The organism is Sphingomonas sp. CCH9-F2 (assembly GCF_001556735.1).
GTDB classification, from domain to species: domain Bacteria; phylum Pseudomonadota; class Alphaproteobacteria; order Sphingomonadales; family Sphingomonadaceae; genus Sphingomonas; species Sphingomonas ginsenosidimutans.
This window is the reverse complement of record NZ_LSJO01000142.1, coordinates 1-7,036: the sequence shown is the minus strand read 5'-3', so window position 1 is coordinate 7,036 and position 7,036 is coordinate 1. Positions and strand designations below refer to the sequence as shown.

The window sequence follows — 7,036 nt, the reverse complement described above, 5'->3', positions numbered from 1 at the left end:
AGAGGTGGAGGGACGAACGGAAGGCGGCATGACCCCCAACTTTCTCATGCTCCCCCGATAGTCCCCGGCATAGGCCACGATGACATGGTTGAGCTTGCCGCATGAAGGGCAGGTCGATTGGCGTGTCTCTTCGGTATAGCTCATGAGCTTCCCCGGGGTTTGGGGTCAGCGCCCCGCTGTGCTAAATCAGCGAGCGTAGGGATTGGCGGCGTCATTACCCCTTTTGGAAGGGGGCCATGCTTCTGCCCGAAGCGCCAATCCCTACGTTCCGAACCGGCCTTGGACTGACCGGCCCCACACGCCGCTTTCGCGGCGCGCGATCCTTGAAACCTATGCCGTTTTCGTCTCAGCCTTCGCGCGTCGGCGCTTGTTCTGATCCGTCACCTTCTCGAACTCCGGCGCGATCGTCTCCAGCTTGGCGATCAGTCCGGACAGATCGTAGCCATTGCTGTCCTGGCCCTTGTGCCGCTTGAAGCGCTCGACCCGTTTGATGAAACCCTTCGTCTCCAACGCGGTCAGGTGCCGCTGAACCGTCCGTGCGTCCTTGCCCATACGGCGGGCGATCGTGTCCTTGGCAGGATGCGGATCGTGATCGGCCGACCACCAATGGCTGATGAGCTGAAGCAGCACGTTCAACTCGTCAGGCTTCAGACCCATCTTGGCCTGGCCCCACAACAGGATCGACGGGATCATGCTGTAGCCACGCGACAGGACGGCATCCGGCCACTTGTCCTTCCGCTTCTTCGGCTTCGCCACCGCCGCGATCGAAAAGACGTTCGATCCTGCCTCCTTTGTGGTATCGTCGGGTTGCTTGCTCATGATGGTGGAAATAGCACATTCGCGCACCATTTCCAGAGGGGGTGGGGAGACAAAAACGTCGCCCACTCGGAGACATTGTTGTCCCTAGTGAGGGAGGCACCAATGTCTCACGAAGCACAGTGAGCCCGTAAACACGATACCGTGTAATCAGGATAAGGAAGCATATAGGGCGGAGACAGATTTGCCTCCCCCAAAATTTGTCGGAGCGCGTTTGCCTCGCCCGAGCGGTCACGCGGCGACCCGCCGTCAATTTTTAATTGAATCCTCAGACCCGAACATCTAGATAGAGGACAACATGGCCGTCCCCGCTGTTGCCTATGGCATCAAGGGGCGGCCTTCTTCATATCTGGGGCGATGCTTCCGCCCTACGCCAAACCCCATCTCAGCTTCGCCGACCAGCTCGCCCTCCTTGAAGGCCGCGGTTTGGGCGTCACCGACCAAGCCAAAGCCATCCGCCATCTTGAGCGAATCGGCTACGGTCGCCTGTCGCCCTATTGGCAACCGCTGCAAGAGCGCATCCCCGATCCCGACGATGCCACGCGCACCATTCGCACCGACCAGTTTCAAGCCGGTGCCGAGTTTCGCCATGCCGTCGATCTCTATCTCTTCGACAAGCAGCTCCGCTTGCTCTTCCTCGATGCCATCGAACGGATCGAAGTCGCGCTGCGCGTCGATCTCGCCCATGCGCTCGGGAATCGTGACCTGTTCGCCCATCGATCGGTCGCCTACCTCGATCCCAATCGTGCGAACGCTAATTTTAAAGGCACGACCCGGCACCTGTGCTGGTTGGCGAAGGCGGACGATTCCGTCGACCGCTGTAAAGACGATTGGGTGTCGGAGTTCTACAATACCTACACGCCGCCAATGCCGATCTGGATGGCTGTCGAGGCATGGGATTTTGGAACGCTATCCTGGCTGCTCGAAATGGCGCATCCCAACGACCGTTTCGCCATCGCAAAACGCTATAATCTGCTCCCCGACACGCTGGTGAGCTGGATCAAGAGCCTTGCCTTCGTGCGCAACATCAGCGCGCATCATTCCCGGCTGTGGAATACCGGCATCATCAACCAGCCCCAGGTGCCCAAAGCGTTCGAGGCGCCGCGCATGGTCCATATCGGCAACGACGTCGTGCAGCGGAACCGTGTCTATGGCGCGGCGGCAGTTGCCTCCTATCTCGCCAAGCGGATCAATCCGGGCACATCGTGGAGTGGCCGGATGAAAGCACATTGGCTTTCCTTCCCCGAAATGCCATTCGCCAGCGCCGCGCAGGGCGGGTTTCTCGAAGGCTGGGATCAGGAAGCGATCTGGGCCTAATGCGCCCGGTAGCGGTCTTCAGGAGGTGTGCCACGTGGCACACCCCTCGCCGCGCGGCGCATCACCAGTATTTTGAGATCGCGCGGAACTGCTCCACCGCCGCCTTGGTCCCCTCACCTTCTTCGGCATGGACTAGGCAATGGTCGATATGATCGTTGATGAGCGCGCGCTTGGCGCTGGCGATGGCGTTTTCGACCGCTTGAAGCTGTTGCGCAATATCGACGCAGGGGCGCTCCTCTTCGATCATGCCGACGATGCTACGCAGATGACCAGCGACGCGGTTGAGCCGTTTGACGATTGCGGGGTGGCTGGTGTGAGCGTGATGGGCCATCCCCTTATTTAGTGCGCGTGAGGGGCTGCTGTCGAGTATCCCCCAGGGGGGATAGACTCGATCCCCCGGGGGGATATAGCGCGATCATGCTCAGTGTCCTCGCCAACCGCACGTATCGGCACCTTTTCCTCGCGCAGATCATCGCGCTTGTAGGAACGGGACTGGCGACGGTCGCGCTCGGCTTGCTCGCTTACGACATAGCTGGCGGCAGTGCCGGGGCGGTGCTGGGGACTGCGCTTGCGATTAAGATGGTCGCCTATATCGGCGTCGCGCCGATCGCCGGCGCGTTCGCCAATCGCGTGCCACGCCGTGCCTTGCTGGTCGGAATGGACGTGATCCGCGCCGGTGTCGCCATTTGCCTGCCGTTCGTGAACCAAGTCTGGCAGGTCTATATCTTGATCTTCGTCCTGCAATCGGCATCGGCCGCGTTCACGCCAACCTTTCAGGCTACGATCCCGGACGTCCTCCCGGAGGAACGCGACTATACCCGCGCGCTGTCCCTGTCCCGCCTCGCCTATGACATGGAGAGCCTGACGAGCCCGATCCTCGCGGCCGGTCTTTTGACGGTGATGAGCTACCACTGGCTGTTCTCGGGCACCGCGATAGGCTTTGTCGCGTCGGCGCTGCTGGTCGTATCGACCGTCCTGCCCCGACCGGCGCCGGTTGAGGCCGAGGGCGGCATCTACGACAAGACGACGCGGGGCACGCGTATATACCTCGCGACGCCTCGCCTGCGCGGATTGCTGGCGCTGACCCTCACCGCTGCCGCCGCGAGCGCAATGGTGATCGTCAACACCGTCGTTATCGTGAAAGGCATGGGCCTAAGCCAGCGCGACGTCGCGTTGACCCTCGCCGCCTTCGGGGGCGGCTCGATCACCGCTGCGCTGACCCTGCCTCGTATCCTCGATCGGATTGCGGATCGGACCGTCATGCTGGTCGCCGCCGCTATCCTGACGTTGGCGCTCGCGGCCCTCGCCGCGATCACCGCCATCATGCAGCCAGGCCCGGCCTACTGGCATGTCCTGCTCGGCGGATGGTTGGTGCTGGGCGTCGCCTATTCAGCGAGCGTCACGCCATCGGGACGGCTGCTACGTCGGTCGGCGAACGCCGATGATCGCCCCGCATTGTTCGCGGCACAATTCGCACTCAGCCACGTCTGCTGGCTGGTCTGCTATCCGCTCGTCGGCCAGCTCGGCGCTCGCGTCGGAATGGAGGCGGCGTTCGGTGCGATGGCCGTTCTTGCTGCGATCGGCACCCTCGTCGCCGTCCGTATATGGCCCGCGAACGACCCCGACGTGATCGCGCATGAACATAGCGACCTCGCCGCCGATGATCCGCATCTCGCGGTCCACAGCCACGGCGAACATCCCTATGTGATCGACCGTCGCCATCCAAAATGGCCGGGTAAGTGATTTCCTTGCCCCGTTCCCAACGTCCGCCTACGCTGCGCACGATGGCGATGCGTCGTTCCTCTTCCGCGCTGTTCGGAGCCGTGCTGGCGCTCGTCGCCATGCTCGGCCTCGTCGCGGCGTCGTCGTGGCACAGCGCGATGGTCCATGACCATGTGCCCGTGCAAGTCGCCGCCGTCGACCATGACCATGACCATGACCATGCGGCTGCGGCCGAGCATAACGATCACGCTCCCGCCAAGCAGACTGGCGGCGACAGTCCGGTGCATGTTCTCGCTCATGCCGCTGGTCATTGGGTCGCCTTCGACGGGCCGACGACTGCGAAAGTGCCGGCGATCGTCGCCGCTCGCGCGTGGTCGATCCTCACCACATCGCTGGCGAGCGGTATCGATCCTTCCAAGCTCCTGCGCCCTCCCCGCGGATGAGTCTCGCCGGCGCGTGACGCGCCGACAGACTTACCCCTGGAGGATTATGGATTATGAACGGCAGTTATCGCCGGCAGCGCGTGCTTGCGCTGGCCGGCACGCTCGCGGCGCTATGGCCCGCGGGTGCAGCGTGGTCGCAGACCGCGCCCCCTTTCGCACAGCTTCTGAACCAGACGCGCGATGTGCCCCGCGTCACGGTCTTGGAAGCCGACGTCGCCCGCGCGCGGGGCCTTGCCGAGCAAGCTCGCGCGCGGCCTAACCCGTCGATCAACGTCTATGCCGAAAATTTCGCGGGCGACCTCGATCGCAACGCGCGCAACCAGCAGCAAACGACGTTCCAGATCGATCAGCCCATCGAGCTGGGTGGCAAGCGATCAGCCCGGATCGCCGCCGGTGAAGCCGGCATCGTCGCGGCGCAGGCGCGCAATCGCGATGGTCGCCTTGTCTATGCGACCGAGCTGGCACGCGCCTATGCCGGCGCCGAGATCGCCGATCGGCGCATCGCTATTGCCGAGGACGAAGTTGAGGAGGCGACCGACGACCTGAAGGTGGCCCGCGCCTTGGTCGGCGCTGGCAAGGAAGCCCGCCTCCGGCAGGTGCAGGCTGAAACAGAACTCAACACGCTTCAGGCCGACCTCGAAAACGCGCGCGCCCTCAAGACGGCCGCGCTGGCACGCCTGTCCGCGCTGGCCGGTATTACAACCCCCTTCACCGGCCTGTCGGAATCACTCTTGGATCGGCTCGACGCCAAGCCGGCGTTCGGCCCCATCGACCCTATGCAGGCGACGATGGTGCGCGTTGCAGAAGCCGAACGGGACGCCGCAGCGCGAGCGGTGACGGTGCAACAGCGCCTCGCCATCCCCAACGTCACCGCGCAGCTCGGCGTGCGCCAGCTTCGCGTCGCGAGCGGCCCCGCCGTCGTTGCCGGCATATCCGTCCCGCTGCCCCTCTTCGATCGCAACCGGGGCAACATCTCGGCGGCACGTGCCGAACTGCAAGGTGCCGAGGCGCGTGCCGCAGCAGCCCGGCTCGAAGCCGAGGCGGGGACACGCGCTGGTCTCGCACTGGTAGAGGCAGCCGACGCTCGCGCCGCTGCCGCGCAGCGGACGTTGGCGACCGCCCAAGAGGGCTATCGCCTCGCTCGCGTGGCCTACGAGGCGGGCAAAAGCCCGCTGATCGAACTCCTTGCCGCGCGTCACAATCTCGGGGTCGCCCGTGGCGTCATCCTCGACGCCGCCGCAGCGCGCCTCGACGCTCGCGCCAATCTGGCCCGTCTGCAGGGCCTCACCATCACCGGAGAAGCGGTGCAATGACCGATAAAAATCGTCTCTACACCGGCGCCGCCATTGGCCTGGTCGCTGCCGCTGCGCTTGGGTTCGGCGCTGCGCGCCTCACCCAATCGTCCACCCCCGCCCCTGCCCCTACGGAAGCCGCAGCGCCAGCAAAGCCGTCGAACACGGTCGCGATGACGCAACAGGCGCTTTCAGCATCGCAAATCACTGTAGCCCCGGCGGCATCCGGCGAGCTGGACGCCGCGATCCTTGCCTCCGCCACGGTCGAGGCGACGCCCGACGCCGAGGCGGTGCTGACCGCGCGCGCGCCAGGCACGGTCAGCCGTATCATGGTCCGCATCGGCGATCCGGTTCGCGCCGGCCAGACCCTTGCATTGGTCGAGAGCCGCGACGCTTCACAAATCGCAGCCGACCGCTCGGCCGCATCCGCGCGCGTCACCCTCGCCGCGCGTCAGCTCGAACGAGAGCGCGGTTTGCTCGCGCAGGGTGTGACACCCCGCGCCGACTATGAATCGGCACAGGCCAACCTTGCCGTCGCCCAGGCCGACGCTCGCCGGGCTAGCGCCGCCGCGGGCGCGGCTCGCGTGTCGGGCGACGGTCGATCGGTTGCGGTCGTCAGCCCCGTTTCGGGGCGCGTTACCAATGCCGGTGCCAATCTCGGCCAGTTCGTCGCGGCTGAAACCGAGCTGTTCCGCGTCGCCGATCCGAGCCGGCTTCAGATTACCGCAAGCGTCCCGCCTGCCGATGCTGGCCGTGTCCGAGAAGGCGACAGGGTAGAGCTGACCACCACAGACGGTCGCACGATAGAAGGGCGGGTGCGTTCGGCGACCGGCGTCGTCGATCCGCAATCGCGGACCGCGACGGTCGTCGTCACGCCGACCGCCGGCGGCAGCACGCTTGCCCCGGGCCAGCTTGTTCAGGCTCGCATCCTCGCCAGTGGCGGGGCCGCAAAGAGCGGCGTGATGGTGCCGCAAGACGCGGTGCAGACGCTTGGCAGCGACAGCGTGGTGTTCGTCCGCACCGGCCAGGGCTTCCGCGCGCAGCCGGTTCAGATCGGCAGCCGATCGGGCGGGATGGTGGCGATCACCGGCGGCCTTGCCGCCGGCACGCAGATCGCCACCACCAACGCTTTCCTTCTCAAGGCCGAGATCGAGAAGGAGTCGGCGGAATGATCGGCCGCATCCTCTCCCTTTCGGTCCGGATGCGATGGCTTGTCGCCTTCCTGACCCTCGTCGTCATCGGCTTCGGCCTCTGGCAGATCACCAAGCTGCCGATCGACGCCGTGCCCGACGTCACCAACCGGCAGGTCCAGATCAGCACCTTCGCGCCGACGCTGGGGCCGGTCGACATCGAGAAGCAGGTGACGTTCCCGGTGGAGACGGCGCTTGCCGGAATACCAGGGCTTGAGATGACCCGCTCCATCTCACGCAATGGCTTCAGCCAGGT

Annotated in this window: 8 protein-coding genes; 6 read left to right on the top strand and 2 right to left on the bottom strand. The window is 64.9% G+C overall.

The genetic code is table 11. The annotated features are described in order from the left end of the window. Positions 1-330: 330 nt before the first annotated feature. The gene (locus tag AX685_RS04180) at positions 331-885 is read right to left on the bottom strand and encodes a helix-turn-helix domain-containing protein (RefSeq protein WP_126053488.1); all 555 of its coding nucleotides are present in this window, start codon (positions 883-885) and stop codon (positions 331-333) included. A gap of 288 nt (positions 886-1,173) precedes the next feature. Between AX685_RS04180 and AX685_RS04175 the strand changes: the two genes are divergently transcribed. Then, entirely contained in the window at positions 1,174-2,133 is a 960-nt protein-coding gene (locus tag AX685_RS04175; RefSeq protein ID WP_066485708.1) for an Abi family protein, read from the top strand. A 61-nt stretch (positions 2,134-2,194) separates the two neighbouring features. Here AX685_RS04175 and AX685_RS04170 read toward each other — a convergent pair whose 3' ends face one another. Further along, a complete protein-coding gene (locus AX685_RS04170) occupies positions 2,195-2,464 on the bottom strand; it encodes a metal-sensing transcriptional repressor (protein WP_042469202.1) in 270 nt (89 codons plus the stop codon). 86 nt (positions 2,465-2,550) lie between these two features. On the opposite strand from AX685_RS04170, the gene AX685_RS04165 reads away from it, so the two are divergent. The 5 genes from AX685_RS04165 to AX685_RS04145 all read left to right on the top strand — a co-directional run. Further along, positions 2,551-3,876, top strand: a complete 1,326-nt coding sequence (locus AX685_RS04165; protein WP_061780291.1) for an MFS transporter — start codon at positions 2,551-2,553, stop codon at positions 3,874-3,876. Positions 3,877-3,917: 41 nt separating this feature from the next. Then, a complete protein-coding gene (locus AX685_RS04160; protein ID WP_042469200.1) occupies positions 3,918-4,298 on the top strand; it encodes a hypothetical protein in 381 nt (126 codons plus the stop codon). 53 nt (positions 4,299-4,351) lie between these two features. After that, positions 4,352-5,611, top strand: coding sequence for a TolC family protein (locus AX685_RS04155; RefSeq protein ID WP_042469198.1), 1,260 nt, complete (start codon positions 4,352-4,354; stop codon positions 5,609-5,611). Then, positions 5,608-6,762 (top strand): efflux RND transporter periplasmic adaptor subunit, encoded by a 1,155-nt coding sequence (locus AX685_RS04150; protein ID WP_042469196.1) that lies wholly within the window; start codon positions 5,608-5,610, stop codon positions 6,760-6,762. Before AX685_RS04155 ends, AX685_RS04150 begins: the two co-directional genes overlap by 4 nt. Continuing rightward, a partial coding sequence (locus AX685_RS04145; protein WP_156445661.1) for an efflux RND transporter permease subunit occupies positions 6,759-7,036 on the top strand: 278 nt, incomplete at its 3' end. The genes AX685_RS04150 and AX685_RS04145, both read left to right, overlap by 4 nt.